Origin of the sequence: Haloferax chudinovii (genome assembly GCF_042663345.1) — an archaeon.
Lineage (GTDB): Archaea > Halobacteriota > Halobacteria > Halobacteriales > Haloferacaceae > Haloferax > Haloferax chudinovii.
Genome location: NZ_JBHTAB010000002.1, coordinates 424951 through 438876 on the forward strand (window position 1 = coordinate 424951; position 13926 = coordinate 438876).

The 13926-nt window shown below is 68.6% G+C and carries 19 protein-coding genes and 1 tRNA gene; 10 read left to right on the forward strand and 10 right to left on the reverse strand.

The genetic code is table 11. The features are described 5' to 3' along the window. The first annotated feature begins 62 nt into the window (after positions 1–62). The 6 genes from ACFQI8_RS06370 (at position 63) to ACFQI8_RS06395 (ending at position 1845) form a co-directional block, all read left to right on the forward strand. Positions 63–332, forward strand: a complete 270-nt coding sequence (locus tag ACFQI8_RS06370) for an eL43 family ribosomal protein (protein WP_008577433.1) — start codon at positions 63–65, stop codon at positions 330–332. A gap of 34 nt (positions 333–366) precedes the next feature. Further along, entirely contained in the window at positions 367–501 is a 135-nt protein-coding gene (locus ACFQI8_RS06375) for a DNA-directed RNA polymerase subunit P (protein ID WP_390243488.1), read from the forward strand. A 1-nt stretch (position 502) separates the two neighbouring features. Beyond that, positions 503–772 carry a KEOPS complex subunit Pcc1 gene (locus ACFQI8_RS06380; protein WP_390243490.1) on the forward strand — a complete coding sequence of 90 codons (270 nt, stop codon included), beginning with the start codon at positions 503–505 and terminating at the stop codon, positions 770–772. 43 nt (positions 773–815) lie between these two features. Next, on the forward strand, positions 816–1199 hold the full coding sequence (locus ACFQI8_RS06385) for a prefoldin subunit beta (RefSeq protein WP_390243491.1): 384 nt from the start codon (positions 816–818) through the stop codon (positions 1197–1199). Continuing rightward, complete coding sequence (locus tag ACFQI8_RS06390; protein ID WP_390243492.1) at positions 1200–1454, forward strand: DUF3194 domain-containing protein; 255 nt, start codon at positions 1200–1202, stop codon at positions 1452–1454. 184 nt (positions 1455–1638) lie between these two features. Then, entirely contained in the window at positions 1639–1845 is a 207-nt protein-coding gene (locus tag ACFQI8_RS06395) for an HVO_0649 family zinc finger protein (protein ID WP_390243493.1), read from the forward strand. A gap of 136 nt (positions 1846–1981) precedes the next feature. Here ACFQI8_RS06395 and ACFQI8_RS06400 read toward each other — a convergent pair whose 3' ends face one another. The 3 genes from ACFQI8_RS06400 to ACFQI8_RS06410 form a co-directional block, all read right to left on the reverse strand. Next, positions 1982–3895 carry a DUF2070 family protein gene (locus tag ACFQI8_RS06400; RefSeq protein WP_390243495.1) on the reverse strand — a complete coding sequence of 638 codons (1914 nt, stop codon included), beginning with the start codon at positions 3893–3895 and terminating at the stop codon, positions 1982–1984. A 255-nt stretch (positions 3896–4150) separates the two neighbouring features. Next, positions 4151–4702 carry a GMP synthase subunit A gene (locus ACFQI8_RS06405; protein WP_390243496.1) on the reverse strand — a complete coding sequence of 184 codons (552 nt, stop codon included), beginning with the start codon at positions 4700–4702 and terminating at the stop codon, positions 4151–4153. 159 nt (positions 4703–4861) lie between these two features. Continuing rightward, a complete protein-coding gene (locus tag ACFQI8_RS06410; protein ID WP_390243497.1) occupies positions 4862–5398 on the reverse strand; it encodes a DUF7097 family protein in 537 nt (178 codons plus the stop codon). Between the two features lie 102 nt (positions 5399–5500). On the opposite strand from ACFQI8_RS06410, the gene ACFQI8_RS06415 reads away from it, so the two are divergent. Further along, complete coding sequence (locus ACFQI8_RS06415; protein WP_390243499.1) at positions 5501–5848, forward strand: DUF192 domain-containing protein; 348 nt, start codon at positions 5501–5503, stop codon at positions 5846–5848. Between the two features lie 207 nt (positions 5849–6055). Beyond that, on the forward strand, positions 6056–7594 hold the full coding sequence (locus ACFQI8_RS06420) for a (R)-citramalate synthase (protein WP_390243501.1): 1539 nt from the start codon (positions 6056–6058) through the stop codon (positions 7592–7594). Between the two features lie 93 nt (positions 7595–7687). Here ACFQI8_RS06420 and ACFQI8_RS06425 read toward each other — a convergent pair whose 3' ends face one another. Then, a complete protein-coding gene (locus ACFQI8_RS06425; protein ID WP_390243503.1) occupies positions 7688–7867 on the reverse strand; it encodes a hypothetical protein in 180 nt (59 codons plus the stop codon). A 101-nt stretch (positions 7868–7968) separates the two neighbouring features. After that, positions 7969–8133, reverse strand: coding sequence for a hypothetical protein (locus tag ACFQI8_RS06430; RefSeq protein WP_390243505.1), 165 nt, complete (start codon positions 8131–8133; stop codon positions 7969–7971). A gap of 102 nt (positions 8134–8235) precedes the next feature. Between ACFQI8_RS06430 and bluB the strand changes: the two genes are divergently transcribed. Then, positions 8236–8901 carry a 5,6-dimethylbenzimidazole synthase gene (gene bluB / locus ACFQI8_RS06435; RefSeq protein ID WP_390243507.1) on the forward strand — a complete coding sequence of 222 codons (666 nt, stop codon included), beginning with the start codon at positions 8236–8238 and terminating at the stop codon, positions 8899–8901. Positions 8902–9083: 182 nt separating this feature from the next. Here bluB and ACFQI8_RS06440 read toward each other — a convergent pair. Beyond that, positions 9084–9168 (reverse strand) — tRNA-Ser (locus ACFQI8_RS06440). A gap of 210 nt (positions 9169–9378) precedes the next feature. Here ACFQI8_RS06440 and ACFQI8_RS06445 point away from each other — a divergent pair. Further along, a complete protein-coding gene (locus ACFQI8_RS06445) occupies positions 9379–10329 on the forward strand; it encodes an AAA family ATPase (RefSeq protein WP_390243508.1) in 951 nt (316 codons plus the stop codon). A 50-nt stretch (positions 10330–10379) separates the two neighbouring features. Here the strand turns inward: ACFQI8_RS06445 and ACFQI8_RS06450 are convergent, their stop codons facing one another. The 4 genes from ACFQI8_RS06450 to ACFQI8_RS06465 are packed head-to-tail and all read right to left on the reverse strand — an operon-like array spanning position 10380 to position 13667. Further along, the gene (locus tag ACFQI8_RS06450; RefSeq protein WP_390243510.1) at positions 10380–10886 is read right to left on the reverse strand and encodes a DUF7519 family protein; all 507 of its coding nucleotides are present in this window, start codon (positions 10884–10886) and stop codon (positions 10380–10382) included. Next, positions 10874–12142: a DUF58 domain-containing protein gene (locus ACFQI8_RS06455; protein WP_390243512.1), complete on the reverse strand. Its 1269-nt coding sequence runs from the start codon at positions 12140–12142 to the stop codon at positions 10874–10876. Before ACFQI8_RS06455 ends, ACFQI8_RS06450 begins: the two co-directional genes overlap by 13 nt. Beyond that, complete coding sequence (locus ACFQI8_RS06460; RefSeq protein WP_390243514.1) at positions 12139–12711, reverse strand: DUF7269 family protein; 573 nt, start codon at positions 12709–12711, stop codon at positions 12139–12141. The genes ACFQI8_RS06455 and ACFQI8_RS06460 overlap by 4 nt, the downstream gene beginning before the upstream one ends. After that, complete coding sequence (locus tag ACFQI8_RS06465; protein WP_390243515.1) at positions 12708–13667, reverse strand: DUF4129 domain-containing protein; 960 nt, start codon at positions 13665–13667, stop codon at positions 12708–12710. Before ACFQI8_RS06465 ends, ACFQI8_RS06460 begins: the two co-directional genes overlap by 4 nt. Positions 13668–13926 lie beyond the last annotated feature (259 nt).

Below are 13926 nucleotides of genomic sequence, written 5' to 3' on the forward strand. Positions count from 1 at the left end.
CCCGTCACATCCCGAGACGACTCGTAGGGTTTATCCATACCGGCGAGGTAGTTCGCGGTACTATGGCCGAAAAGAAGGCACGATCCGTCGGTAGTTCCGGGCGCTTCGGCGCGCGGTACGGCCGCGTCGCTCGGCGCCGCGTCAAGGAAATCGAAGCAGAGATGCGCAACTCCAAGGTCGACGGCGACGACGTCACCCGCGTCGAAACCGGTGTCTGGAAGAACGAGGAGACCGGCGAGATTTTCACCGGCGGCACCTACCGCCCGCAGACCCCCGCCGGCAAGCAGGTCCGTCGTTCCATCCGCGCCGCGCTCACCGGCGAGGACGAATAACTCCCAAGTAGCCTCGACGCTTTACATCTTCACAATGAGCTACAAGTGTTCCCGGTGCAAGCGCGATGTCGAACTGGACGAGTTCGGTGGCGTCCGCTGTCCGTACTGCGGCCACCGCGTCCTGCTGAAAGAGCGGTCGCCCGACGTCAAAGAAGTCGCCGTCGAGTAGCGTGCGCCCAGCGCACAGCGCTTCGCTCGAATTCGACTATTCTACCGAGCGGCGCGCACGCGTCGTCGAGCGAAGCGTCGCCGTCGAAAAGGGCGAGATAGACGACGCTCGGTCGGGTGCGCGCGTCGCCCGCGAGGGGCGGACCGTCATCGTCACCGTCGAGGCCGGCGACCTCGTCGCGCTCCGCGCGGGCGTGAACTCGTGGATACGCCTCGTAGAGACCGCAGAGCGCGTCGCTTCGACGGGGAGCGCGCTGTCGGAGTCCGCGTAGGAGACCGCGGGTGTTTTAGGGCCGGCGTCCCGTCGGTTCGGGTATGCAGGGAAGTCTACCGCCGGAAGCCCAAGAGAAGCTCGAAGAACTGCAGAACCTTCAGGAGACCGCACAGAACGTCTCCGAGCAGAAGCAGTCCTCCGAGACCGCGCTCAACGAGGCACAGACGGCGCTCACGACGCTCGAAGAGACCGACGCGGACTCGAAGATGTACCGCGAGGTCGGCGAACTCCTCATCGAGACCGACTACGAGTCGGCCAAAGACGACCTCGAAGAGAAAGTCGAGAACCTCGAAGTGCGCGTCGAACAGCTCACGAAGCAGGAGACGCGCGTGCAGGAGAAGTTCGAGAGCCTGCAGGAAGAGCTCCAGCAGATGCTCCAGGGCGGCGCGGGCGGCGCGGGTCCGATGGGCCCCGGCGGCGCGTAAATGCCACAGCCGACGGACGAAGAGGTGGTCGAGACCGCCGCGGAGGCGGCTGAAGGCCTCATCTTCGCCCGCTTCAAGCAGTCTCGCGTCAAGGACTTCGACGTCACCGTGACGTTCGAAGACGGCGTCCTCGACGTGGACGTATACATCAACGCGCCCGACGACGCCGACGACGCGGAGGCGGTCGCCGAGGAGGCGGCGCTGACGGCGCAGGAGGCCGTGGACGAGTTGTTCGCGGCCGCCGACGAGGAGTAAGGGACGTTCTCGCGGGCACCCCCCGCACTCGGTTTCTCCCGCCGAGCGGCCGCGCTGTCGCGGCCGTCGCGCGGAACGAACGCGAAGCGATTCGCTCACAAAATTTTGGATTCCGCAAGTATCACCACTGGCCGGTGTGAAACCACCCGACACAATTAAACATGATAGTGATGTATGTTACCTCATGTCAATTAGACGGACGCCGAGAGGAACGACGGCGTTGGACCGGTTACGAGAGCGATACAGCGAGGCCGACCTCACCTGTTCGAAGTGCGGCTTCACCGACGACGACGGCGAGTGGTCGGCCAAGACGACCGGGTCGAGCGTGTTCTACCGGCGCGTCTGTCCGAGTTGCGGCGCTATCGAGACGCGAACGCTCTCACTGAGGTAGTGCGGCGGGCGGTCACTCGTCGCTTGAATCGACCCGCGAGTGGCGACGCCGGAACCGCAGAGAACGAGAGGTGAGAGAGCGCCGGACGAAGAGAGCTCAGTGGGAGCGCCGGACGAATACGAGCCGCCGGCGTGGCCTACGCGAGGAAGAACACGAGCAGGCTGACGGCCATCGCCGCGAGGATGAGCGCGATTGCGAGCGCCCCGCCCATCGAGACGACGACGTTGGCGTGGCTGGCGAGCGTCTCGGTGCGGTCGTTGCCGAAGATGGTCACCTCGGCGCGCTCGGTCGCCATGCCGGCGACGACGGGTTCGGTGTCCGCGAGCGCGTCGTCGACGAGGCGCTCGATGGTCTCCCGGAGTTCGTCGGCGTCGATGGCCGCACCGACCTGATTTTCCGCTTCGACGGTGTTGACGATGTGGGTGTCCGTCGTCATCACCTCGGCCACGTCGGCTCTCGCCTCCGGGCCGGTCGTCAGCCCCTCGACGATGCGGTCGCGCAGGCCCGGTTCCATGTTGTTGCCGTCGATGAGGACGTACGCGGTCGTCTGGTCGCCGATGGTCGTCGCGGCCACGCGGATGCCCAGCGGGCCGATTCCCTCCCGCGTCGTCCAGTCGGTCGGGTCGAACGCCGTTCCCAGCGAGAGCGACCCGGACGGCGACGCCGAGAGTTCCTCCCCCGCGAGTCCGGCGGCAGTAATCATGTCGAACGACCGCTTGCTCCCCGGCGTGACGTGGCCGAGGTCGGGGCCCTGAAGCCCGTTGTTGCAGTTGTGGGCGTCGACGAGAAGCACGTCGTGCAGTCCCGTCGTGCGGGCCTCTGCGGACGCCGAGAGGCCGACCGCGTACTCGACGTCGTCGGCGAACTGCGGGGCGTACGTCGAGACGAGAAGCGCGTCGTCGCCGAAGCGCTGACCGAGCATCTTCGCGTCGCCGGACTGGACGCGAACGCTCTCGGTCACGTCGGAGCTGTACTCGATGCGCTCGTAGGCGTCGTCGGCCGCGTCGAGGACCACGTCCACCTCGCGTTCGGTCACGAGGTTGAAGTCGTGGCCCGCGGTCGCGTGGGGCGGGAACACGAGTCCCTCGGCCCGGCGGGCGACGCGCTCGGGGAAGTTGCCGCCGCCGATTTCGCCCATCGGACCGGGGTGAATCATCGGGAGGACGAACCGGGCCTTCTCGGTGCCGTCCTCGCGCTCGAACGAGAGCACGGTGACGGGGACGATGGCCTCCTGTCCGAGCTGTTCGAAGAAGTCCTCCAGTTCGCGGGTGCCCTCGGCGATGTGGCCGATGAAACCGCGGATGAAGTCGAGGACGGACACGCCGAGCCCGCGACGCCACGGACGGTCGACGATACGGAGGAAGACGTAGACGCCGAGGGCGTACATCACGCAGGTGATGGCGAGGAGTTGGAAGTGGCTCAGCGCGATGGCCGACAGCTCAGGCGGTGCCCGGTCGGGGCGGGCGAGGTAGGGCATCAGATAGGCGTCGAGGATGGGGCCGCCGACCTCGAAGAAGCGGAGCGTCCCGCTGTAGACGAACAGGAGGGCGGCTGACGTGAGCGTCTGGATGCTCGCCGGGACCGCCGCGATGAGCAACGACGACCGGGAGACGGCCATCACGATGAGCAGGCGGAAGGCGAACACCGACGCGAGGGCGACCACGAGCGCGTCGAAGATGAACGTCTGGCCGAGGCCCGTGAAGACGGAGACGATGGCGGCCCCGGTGAGGAACGTGACGATGATCACCTCGCCGGCGAGCGCGAGGAGCGACGAGCGGTTGTGCGTCAGTTTCCCGCCGACGAACCGGTCGACGCCGGTGGTGCCGAACGCCGCGACGACGGTCGGAATCCCGATGAAGAAGATGCCTTCCCAAGCGTCCCGGCCGAGGAAGAAGATACCCCGCCACGACCCGGCGAGGTCCCCGGAGTCGAACGCGCCGATACCCGCCATCGCGGCGACGAGCAGGGCGAACCCGAGACTCGTGTACCAGCTGGGCGCGCGGAAGATGAACCGCGAGAGCCCAGCGAGGTCGCTCTGGGTGGAGGTCATTTCCCGAACAGACAGAACGGAGGCCAGTAAATGTCTCGGCTTGCTTCCGATAAACGACCGTGGAAGACGACGCGTCGCGTCGCCGGTGTGCGGTTTTCCGCGACGGCGACAGGGAGAGAGCTGGGCCGCGACGACAGGAGAGAACGCGGCGAGTCACAGCAGAGAACGCGGCGAGTCACAGCAGAGAACGCGGTCGCGGTCGAACGCGGTCGCCGCGGTCGCGGTCGAAGACGGCCGACCGCTCGCAGATGTCGACTACCGCTCGCAGATGTCGATGAAGTTCTCGAACACTTCTTCGCCCTCGTCGGTGTGGGCGACCTCGGGGTGCCACTGGACGCCGTAGAGGTCCCGGTCGGCGTCGCTCATGGCCTCGATGGTGCACACGTCGCTCGTGGCAGTGTGGGTGAAGCCCTCGGGGACTTCTTTGACCTCGTCGGCGTGGCTGGCCCAGACGCGGGTCTCGGGGGCGAGCGAGCCGATAAGGGGGTCGTCCTCGTCGAGGATTTCCACGTCCACGTCGGCGTAGCCGCCGTAGTCGCCGGAGCCGACGCGACCGTCGAGTTCTTCCGCGAGAATCTGCATGCCGAGACAGATGCCGAGGACGGGCACGTCGAGGTCGAGATAGTCGGGACTGCGACCGATGCGGTCCATGTCGGGGCCGCCGGAGAGGACGATGCCATCCGCGTCGATGTCCGCGGGGTCGGTGTCGTTGTCGACGAGTTCCGTGTCGACGCCGAGGTCGCGGAGCGCGCGTCGTTCGAGGTGGGTGAACTGCCCGTGGTTGTCGATGACGACGATGCGGGTCATGCCCCGGATTGGACCACCGTGCCTAAAAGTCAATCGAAGAACGCCCGATATGCGCGTATCCGTGCATCAGATTGGCACGTCGAGGCGGCTGGGCCGCGGGAGTTCGCTTCAGTGTTTGGTGGGGTCGTCGCCGCTGGTCGCCTCGTCCGCTTCCGCAACTCACTCGTCGCCGGCGCGGTCCCGCGCCGTCTGGAACCCGAGTTCGTCGAGTTCCTTCGTCCGGCGGCCCTCTCGCTCGGCGAGTGCCTCGACGTCGGGTGAGGCGTCGTCGTCGATGCGGGCGAACGACTTGTGGACCTTCGTGTGGCACCACCGACACAGCGCGACCGTGATTTCGTGGGCGGGTTCGTCGCCGTCGCCGTCGCCATCGCGGCCCCCGTACGAGAGGTGGTGTGCTTCGAGTAACGGACGGGCGGTCGAGTCGTGGGCCATGCGGACCTCTTCGAGCCCGCACCGAACGCACTCGCGGCCGCTCGTCGTCGAGGCGTAGTGCGGGCAGTCGCGGAAGTCACAGCCCTCGGCGGCCGCGACGCAGTCGTAGTCCGCTCGGGCACGCTCGCGGGCGAACGCCGGGTCGCGGTCGGCGTACTCGCGGGCGAGGCGGCACGTGCCGTCGCTCGTGAGGTGGTCGCAACGGCCGGCGTGGTCGTAGGGGTCGTCGACCCCCACGGGCGTCCCTGTCGGCGTCCGCTCCATGGGGCGCGTTCGGGGCGGGGCAAGCCTAAACGTTGCTCTCGGCGGCGGACGGCCCGCCGTCTCGACGGTGGTTTCATCACGTCCGCCGTCGAAGCCGGCGACGTGAGACTCGTTCACCGACGGAACGGAGACCAATCGACTCTCGCGTCGAACCTCGAGACGGCCGACTCGTTCCTCTCGCAGGCGCGCGGGCTGATGTTCCGCGGCTCCGTGCCGGACGACTACGCCCTCGTCTTCCGGTTCGACGACGCCGACCGCCACAGCCTCCACATGGTGTTCGTCCCGTTCGACATCGACGCGCTCTGGCTCGTCGGCGACGAGGTGACGAAGAAAAAGCGGCTGTCGGCGTGGACGGGTATCGGCTTCGGGATGGCCGACACCATCGTCGAACTCCCCGCGGGCGCGGCCGACGGCGTCGAACCCGGCGACTTGGTCGAGATTTCGGAGTGACTCGTCGGCCTCGAATCGACGCCCGTCCAGCGCGGTCCCCGGCGAGATACCAATTTCTGTCGGAACCATCTCTTTTATCCCTTCATCGACAAATGTGTTCAACTACTATGTCGGAACCTACCACACCGACGGAGGATAGAGTAAGTCGTCGCGAGACGGCTGGCTGTGAAATTCGACGGTTCTAACCCACAAGGACACGATTCTACCGTGAACGAACGATTCGGGAAGACCCCCGAGCTACGCACTTCTGATTCAGTACAGCTCTTAGACACCACGCTCCGCGACGGCGAGCAGGCCCCCGGCGTCTCGCTGACGCCGGCCCAGAAGGCCGACATCGCCCGCGCGCTCGACCGCGCCGAAGTCGATTACATCGAGGCCGGAAGCGCCTGCACCGGCCCCGGTGAGCGCGAGACGATAAAGCGCGTCACGTCGCTCGGCCTCGACGCGACGGTGACGAGTTTCGCCCGCGGCGTCAAGAACGACGTCGACCTCGCGCTCGACTGCGACGTCGACGGCGTCACGCTCGTCGTCCCAGCGAGCGACCGGCACGTCGAGTCGAAAGTCGGGACGACCCGCGAGGGCGTCGTCGAGACCACCGACGAGCTCGTCGCCTACGCAAAGGACCACGGCCTCTGGGTCGAGGTCATCGGCGAGGACGGCTCGCGGGCCGCCCCGGAGTTCCTCGAATCGCTCGCTCGCGCCAGCCACGACGCCGGAGCCGACCGCTTCTGTTTCGCCGACACGGTCGGCCACACGAGCCCCGAACACACCTACGAGGTCGTCTCCCGACTCGCCGAACTCGGTCCGACCTCGACGCACACCCACGACGACCTCGGCCTCGCGATGGCGAACGTCCACGCCAGTCTCGCCGCGGGTGCCGACCTCGTCCACACCACGGTCAACGGCATCGGCGAGCGCGCCGGCAACGTCGCGCTCGAAGAGGTCGCCATCGCGCTCGACCACTGCTACGACGTGGAGTCGGTGAAGCTCGACGAGCTGTACGCACTCGCCCAGAAAGTCGCGCAGGCCACGGGCGTCTCGCTCCCGCCGAACAAGGCGGTCGTCGGCCAGAACGCGTTCACCCACGAGAGCGGCATCCACACCGACGGGACGCTCAAGGACGACGCGATGTACGAGCCGTACCCGCCGGAGACGGTCGGCCGCGAGCGCCGCCTCGTCCTCGGAAAGCACGCCGGTCGCGCCGGCGTCAAGGCCGCACTGGAGGAACACGGCGTCGACGCCACCGACGAGGAGGTCGCGGCCGTCGTCGAGCGCGTGAAGGAACTCGGCGACCGCGGCAAGCGCGTCACCGACGCCGACCTCCTCGCGTTCGCAGAAGACGTACAGGGCCGCGAGCGCGCCCGACAGGTCGAACTGCTCGACCTCACGGCCGCCTCGGGCGGCGGCACGCCGACCGCGAGCGTCCGCCTCCGCGTCGAGGGCGAGGAACGCGTCGCCTCCGGCACCGGCTCCGGCCCGGTCGACGCCGCGGTGAAGGCCGTCCGCGAAGCGCTCGGTCCCGACGCCGACGCCCAACTCGACGAGTACCACGTCGACGCCATCACCGGCGGCACCGATGCCGTCGTGACCGTCGAGGTGACCATGTCGCTCGGCGACCGAAGCGTCACCGTCGCGGCGTCGCACGCCGACATCACGCGGGCGAGCGTTCAGGCGATGGTGGACGCGCTCGACCGACTGCTCGCGCCGAACCACACGTCGCCGACGCCCGCCTCTGCCGACGACTAAAGAAACCGAAATCAAGACTGTCGCGTTCGCGTCCGCTACGTTTCTCGCGGACGACCAACTCCAACTCCGTACAGCGGCCGCGAGGGCTCCGGCTTACTGCGTTTCTGTCGCGACGAGGCAGGTCCAGCCGCCGCGGCGCTCGAACCCGATAGCGGCGTCGCCGAGTTCCGTCTCAGCGAAGTCGGCGACGCGGCCGGTTCGGACCGTCGTCACGTCGATGCGTCGCGTCCCGCCCCGTTCGCTCGTGTCCGCGCTTGCTACGTTCGCACTCATACTTGCGCTGACGCGGGCAGGGGATATGTATCGAATCCTAGGAGAGTGAACGTGAAATCGAGGGACTGCGCGGGGATGCCCTCCCACGGCGAGAACGCGACTCAGGACGAACTCGGCTCCGAGCCCACTCCGTAGGTGAAGACGACGCCGAGAATGATGACGAGTGTGGCCCCGAAGTAGCCGGCTACCCGATAGCTCTCGATGAGTAGGAGCAAAAATAGGAGGGCGATGATGATGTCCAGTTTGCGTTCGAGCGCGGTGTCCATACGGACACCATTCGTATCTGATTGGTAACGTTTTCGAGGGTGAAGAGCGCTCAGTCGGGCGTATCAGAACCGATTTGCAAGCCAGTCTGGACTATCGCAACGATGGTTGGATTCACGGAGCGCGAGCGGTCGGGAGTGTACAAGTCGATATACGCGCGGCGGGACATCCGGCGGTTCGGCGACGACCCGGTGTCCGAGGAGACGCTGGTGCGACTGCTCGACGCCGCGCATCACGCCCCGAGCGTCGGCTTCTCGCAACCGTGGGACTTCGTCGTCATCGAAGACGACGAGACGAAGGCCCCAGTCGCGTCCATCGCGGAGCGGGCCATTGCCGCGGCCCGCGAGGGCTATCGAGCGCCCCGAAAATCGGAGTTCGGCCGGCTGAAGTTGGAGGGCATCACCGACGCGCCGGTGAACATCTGCGTCACGTGCGACCCGACGCGGGACGCGCCGCACGTCCTCGGGCGCAACACGATGCAGGCGATGGACGCCTACTCGACGTGTCTCGCCGTGCAGAACCTCTGGCTGGCCGCGCGGGCCGAGGGCGTCGGCGTCGGCTGGGTGTCGTTTCTCTACCCGCACGAGGTCCGCGAGGTGCTGGGTATTCCACACCACGTCGAGCCGATTGCGTATCTCTGTGTCGGCTATCCCGAAGACGGCTTTCCGGAGGAGCCGGTGCTTCAGCGGGAGGGCTGGCGCGAGCGCATCGACACGAGCGAACTCGTTCACTGGGGAGAGTGGGAGTCGAGAGAAGGCATCGAGGAGTGAGACGGTGGCGCGACGAGACGCGCGGCTCAGAGTGTTGTGGCCGCCAGAAGCGCCGAGGGTGAGATTTGAACCTCACTCGCTCACTGCGTTCGCTCGCTGGTTCAAATCTCGGGCCATCGCACATCCTCGTCACGCGGGGGGAGAGAGATAAACGTCTCTCGCGAGGTGACGTTCGGAAGAAGCGCCGAGGGTGAGATTTGAACTCACGTGTCCGAATGGACAGTAGATTTCGAATCTACCGCCTTGGCCGGGCTAGGCTACCTCGGCTTCCATCGTCTTCTCTCTCGCGGATAGTTTAATCCGTTTCGATTTCCGGGGGCCGCGGCGGAGAGTCACACGGGTGCGGTCGGCGGGTCTGCGCCGGGAGGAACCGGAGGGAGTTGGCGAGGTCGACAACGGGCGACGGACGACGGGCGACCGGCCGGCCCGATTCCCGCCGACCAACGGGAATAAGTCGCACGCAGACCCGAGAGATGTATGGACATCGACACGGCCAGCGAGACGTGCGCCGAGGTGCTCGACGCCATCTCGGAGGCCGTCATCGCCGACCGAGCCTTCCTCGAAACCGTCCTGACGGGCGTCCTCGCCCGTGGCCACGTCCTCCTCGAAGACGTTCCGGGAACCGGAAAGACACTCACCGCGCGGAGCGTCGCCACCGCGCTCGGGCTGTCGTTTTCCCGCGTGCAGTTCACCCCGGACCTGCTTCCCGCCGACGTGACCGGGACGAACATCTACGACGAACGCGAGCGGACCTTCGAGTTCTCCCCGGGGCCAATCTTCGCCAACGTCGTCCTCGCCGACGAGATAAACCGCGCGCCGCCGAAGACGCAGGCCGCGCTCCTCGAAGCGATGGAAGAGGGGCAGGTGACCGTCGACGGCGAGACCCATCAGCTTCCGAGCCCCTTTTTCGTCATCGCCACGCAGAACCCCGTCGAACAGGAGGGGACGTTCACCCTGCCCGAGGCGCAGGTCGACCGGTTCGTCGTGAAGTCGGCCATCGGCTACCCCGACCTCGACGGCGAGGTCGAACTCCTCCACCGGCGCGCCGGCCGGAGCGAACAGAGCCCGAGCGTCGAGCGCGTCCTCGACCGCGACGCCGTCGCCGCCATCCGCCGCGCGCCCGAGTCGGTCCGCGTCGAGGACGACCTGCTCGAATACATGGCGAAGCTCGCGCGGGAGACGCGCACCGACCGCCGGGTCCGCATCGGCGTCTCCCCCCGCGGGACCCAGCGGCTGTTCGAGGCGACCCGCGCCCGCGCCGTCATCGAGGGCCGCGAGTTCGTCACGCCCGACGACGTAAAGCGCGTCGCGCAGTCCGTGCTCGCCCACCGCCTCGTTCTGACGCCGGACGCGCGGGTCGAAGACGTGCGGAAATCGGACGTCGTCGACGACGTGCTCGGCCGGGTGACCGTACCGACGCTGGAATAAGGCGGGAACCGAGAGGAACCGAGACGGCCTCAGGCGGCGATTTCAACGCCTCAACGCGCGACGACCGCCACGAGCGCGACGACGCCGACCAACAGTAAGACGACGGCCGTGATTGGCTGGCCGCCGGCGGCCGCCCGGTCCGCGCCGTAGACGACGGCCGCGCCGACCGCGAGCACGACGAGCGTCGCCGCCGCGTGGACGAGTTCGAGCCGGAGCGTGTCGGTCTCGCGACCGAGGTGTTCGCCGACCGAGCGCGCGTTGTCGGCGAGGTCCCACGCGAGTATCGACCCGACCGCGGCGAGCAACAGCGCCTCCGTCTCGGCCCCGCTCGCTCCCGCGAAGAGGAGCGAGAGGAAGAACAGCCCGCCGGCGGCGTCGACGACGCGCCGCGACCCCCGGAACAGTCCGGCGGCGAGCGCGACCGTCGCGGCGAGGCCGCCGACCCCCGCCGTCGACGTGGTGAACCCGAGCGCGAGCGTCGCGAAGCCGGCGACCGACAATGCCATGGCGGTCCCCGTGCGGGTCGGCTCGCGGGTGATTTCGCTCACCGCGACCACCCCGCTTCGGCCCGCGCGAGCGCGACGCCGAGGGGTTCGTCACCCCAGTCCACGACGCGGATGCCGCTCCGCCGGAGTTCGCGGAGCCGCAGGTCGCGCTCGATGCGGGCGAGTCGCGCGCCGACGGTCGCGGTCGCCGTCGGGTCGGGCGAGACGACCGTCACGGCGTGGCCGTAGGCCTCCAACCGACGGGCGACCGACACCGCGTAGTCGTCCACGAGCGGCGAGCAGAAGACGACCTGCGCGTCGCTGGCGAGCCGACGACGGAGCCGTCGGAGGGCGACGGAGGCGAAGAACGACCCGTCCGGCGGCGTCGGCGCGAACGCCGGGTGCGTCGCGAACAACCGGCGGGCGCGGGCGCGGTGGTCGACGCCCGACGAGGGGGCGAGCCAGCACTCGTCGGGACCGAACGCCGCGACGCCGACGCTGTCGCCGCTGTCGAGAAGCGCCGAGAAGGCGACGCTCGCGGCGTCGACGGAGCGTTCGACCGCGGTCTCGGTCTCGTCGTCGGGGGCGACGTGCGCCTCCACGCGGGTGTCGACGACGAGGACGACGGCCGCCGCGCGCTCCTCTCTGAACTCCACCGTGGCGAGTTCGCCCGTGCGGGCGCGGCGGTTCCAGTCGATGCGCCGAATTGGGTCGCCGTGGCGGTACTCGCGGATGGAGGCGAACTCGAGCCCTGACCCCGGCACGTCAGTCTCGACGCGCCCGGCGTACTTCGAGGTGAGTCCCCGAAGCGGCAGGTCGGCGGTCGCGGCGAGTTCGGGCTCACAGCGGAGCGTCGTCTCGGCGTCGACCGTCTCGCGGGACTCGACGGCACCGCTCGGGTCGCGGACGACGACGACCGTCTCCTCCCACGCGTGCTCGCCGCGGACGGCCGTGACCGTGTAGGTCGCGGTGGCGGTGGCCCCCGGCCGGAGCGCCGTTCCCAGTCGGGCGGAACCGTCGTCGACGCCGAGCGCCGGCGGCACGCCGTCGACGACGCGGAGGTCGAACAGTGTCCGAGACCCCTCGTTGGTGACGTGGAGCGTGACTTCGACCTCGTCGTCGGGGTCGGGCGTCGCGTCGGAGAGGTCGCGCTCGATGCGGAGCGACACCTCGGGAATCGACGCGACCCGGACGTAGGCGAGGACGACGACGCCGAGACCGGCCGCGAGGAGGAGCGACGGCTCGCGGGTGAACACGCCGGCGGCGGCCGCGACGAGGACGAGACCATCGAGGCCGGTCCAGCGCTCGGTGTCGAAGCCGCCGCTCATCGGCGCTCACCCGCGGGGGCGTCGGCGGTGCCGACTCGCTCTATCGCGGCGACGGTGCGCTCGACGCGGTCGGCGAGCGACGACTGCCCGGACAGGAAGAGGCGGACGCGCTGTCGGAGCGGAATCGAGACGGACGCGCCGAGGAACCGCGCGGCGACCGGGTCGTCGGTCCACCCGCCGGTGTCGAGGAGTGCGGCCGCTTCCTCGGGAGCGCGGCCGCCCCGAGCGACGAGCGCCGCCTTGGCCCGCGCTTTGAGGCGGTCGACGACCCGTTCGCGGGCGGCCCAGCGAGTTCGCCGACCCGCCGCCGACACGAGGTCGTCGTCGAAGTCGGAGCCGGGTGTCGGGACCGTGACCCGCGCTTCCGGGTCCCCGGTGACCGTGGGGTTCGGGGTCGTGTCGCGGCGGCGCTGGACGTACCGAAGCCCCTGAATCGCCGCCAGCACCGCGACGAGGCCGAGGAAGACGTCCGTCAGTTCGAGGCCGAGCGAGACGCCGGCGACGACGGCGAACCCCGCGACGGTGGCGACGACGCCGACGAGCAGGAACAGCCGACGCGTCAGCGTCATCGGTCGGCCTCCGTCGAGTCGGCGTAGGCGTCTTCGATGTTCCTGAGCGCGTCGACCGCCCGGCGCTCGCGCTCCGACGTCGCCTCGAAGCCGCCGTAGCGGACTTCCTCGAACAGCGTCGTCAGGGCGCTCACGTCGTCGCGGTCCATGCCGGCGGCGACGGCCGAGTCCGCGAACTCGGCGGGCGTCGCGGCGCGGCGGTTCGGCACGTCGAGGAGCGCGGTCATCTCCCCCCACGCCCGGAACACCTCGTTTTCCACGTCTGCGTCACCGTCCTCGATGCGCCGGGCCGCGGCCCCGGCGGCGCGGCCGACGGCGGCGACGTTCGACCCCTCGTCCTCGACGGCCGGCGCGACTTCGTCGTCGGCCTCGGGCGAATCGCCGGTCCCCGTCACGAGCATGAACACCGCGACGACGAGCGCGACCGCGAGCAGGAGACCGAACAGGAGCGTCGGCGGCGAGACGCTCTGGGCCGCGCCACCGCCGCCGAGACTGCCACCGCCGCCGGCAGGGAGAAACGAGACGTTCCGCGCGGCGGCCGCGGCGCGAGACGAAAACGAGAACTCGCGGCGACACGCCGTGAGGAGGGCGAACAGGAGGACGACCGGCGGCCCGAGCGCCGTGAAGATGGCGAGTGGCGGGAGCACCGAACCGGTCTCCCGATAGGCGTACGCGCCGAGGAGGACGAAGATGAGGGCGACGACCGCGAGGATTCCGGGCGAGAGCAACCACGGGAGACACGGCGTCGGGAGGCTGAGATTGCCGGACGAATCGCCGGTCGGTCGGACGCCGGTCTCGTCTGTATCACCAGCGACTGCACCGCCGGTCTCGCCGCCACCGAAGCCTATCGAGCCGCCGCTGGTGACGACGGTCGAGTCGATGGTGGCGGCGACGACGGAGAGGGCGACGACCGCGAGGAGGGCCAGTGCGAGCGCGCGGAGGGCGGAACGGTCCACGGTAGAAGATAACAGTATCCGGGGTAAAGACATTTCGAGGGACGGAGCGGTCGTCAGAGGGACGAACGAAAGTCAACCGACCGGCCAAATCAAGCGGGATTCCTGCCGTTCGGCCCGCAAATGACGCGGCCGGACAGACCACCCGTGCAAGTGAACCATCCGCGGGTACGGCGGACGAAAGCCGAGTCTCGACACTCACACACCACGGTTGCAAGTGAATTTGCGCTGGGAGGGAGGGGGAGGGGACACACACAGACAC

What these genes read in the sequence shown, in the direction of transcription:
- ACFQI8_RS06370 (WP_008577433.1), top strand. Translation starts at nt 63, where the DNA reads ATGGCCGAAAAGAAGGCACGATCCGTCGGTAGTTCCGGGCGCTTCGGC.
- ACFQI8_RS06375 (WP_390243488.1), top strand. Translation starts at nt 367, where the DNA reads ATGAGCTACAAGTGTTCCCGGTGCAAGCGCGATGTCGAACTGGACGAG.
- ACFQI8_RS06385 (WP_390243491.1), top strand. Translation starts at nt 816, where the DNA reads ATGCAGGGAAGTCTACCGCCGGAAGCCCAAGAGAAGCTCGAAGAACTG.
- ACFQI8_RS06390 (WP_390243492.1), top strand. Translation starts at nt 1,200, where the DNA reads ATGCCACAGCCGACGGACGAAGAGGTGGTCGAGACCGCCGCGGAGGCG.
- ACFQI8_RS06395 (WP_390243493.1), top strand. Translation starts at nt 1,639, where the DNA reads ATGTCAATTAGACGGACGCCGAGAGGAACGACGGCGTTGGACCGGTTA.
- ACFQI8_RS06400 (WP_390243495.1), bottom strand. Translation starts at nt 3,895, where the DNA reads ATGACCTCCACCCAGAGCGACCTCGCTGGGCTCTCGCGGTTCATCTTC.
- ACFQI8_RS06405 (WP_390243496.1), bottom strand. Translation starts at nt 4,702, where the DNA reads ATGACCCGCATCGTCGTCATCGACAACCACGGGCAGTTCACCCACCTC.
- ACFQI8_RS06410 (WP_390243497.1), bottom strand. Translation starts at nt 5,398, where the DNA reads ATGGAGCGGACGCCGACAGGGACGCCCGTGGGGGTCGACGACCCCTAC.
- ACFQI8_RS06425 (WP_390243503.1), bottom strand. Translation starts at nt 7,867, where the DNA reads ATGAGTGCGAACGTAGCAAGCGCGGACACGAGCGAACGGGGCGGGACG.
- ACFQI8_RS06430 (WP_390243505.1), bottom strand. Translation starts at nt 8,133, where the DNA reads ATGGACACCGCGCTCGAACGCAAACTGGACATCATCATCGCCCTCCTA.
- bluB (WP_390243507.1), top strand. Translation starts at nt 8,236, where the DNA reads ATGGTTGGATTCACGGAGCGCGAGCGGTCGGGAGTGTACAAGTCGATA.
- ACFQI8_RS06445 (WP_390243508.1), top strand. Translation starts at nt 9,379, where the DNA reads ATGGACATCGACACGGCCAGCGAGACGTGCGCCGAGGTGCTCGACGCC.
- ACFQI8_RS06455 (WP_390243512.1), bottom strand. Translation starts at nt 12,142, where the DNA reads ATGAGCGGCGGCTTCGACACCGAGCGCTGGACCGGCCTCGATGGTCTC.
- ACFQI8_RS06460 (WP_390243514.1), bottom strand. Translation starts at nt 12,711, where the DNA reads ATGACGCTGACGCGTCGGCTGTTCCTGCTCGTCGGCGTCGTCGCCACC.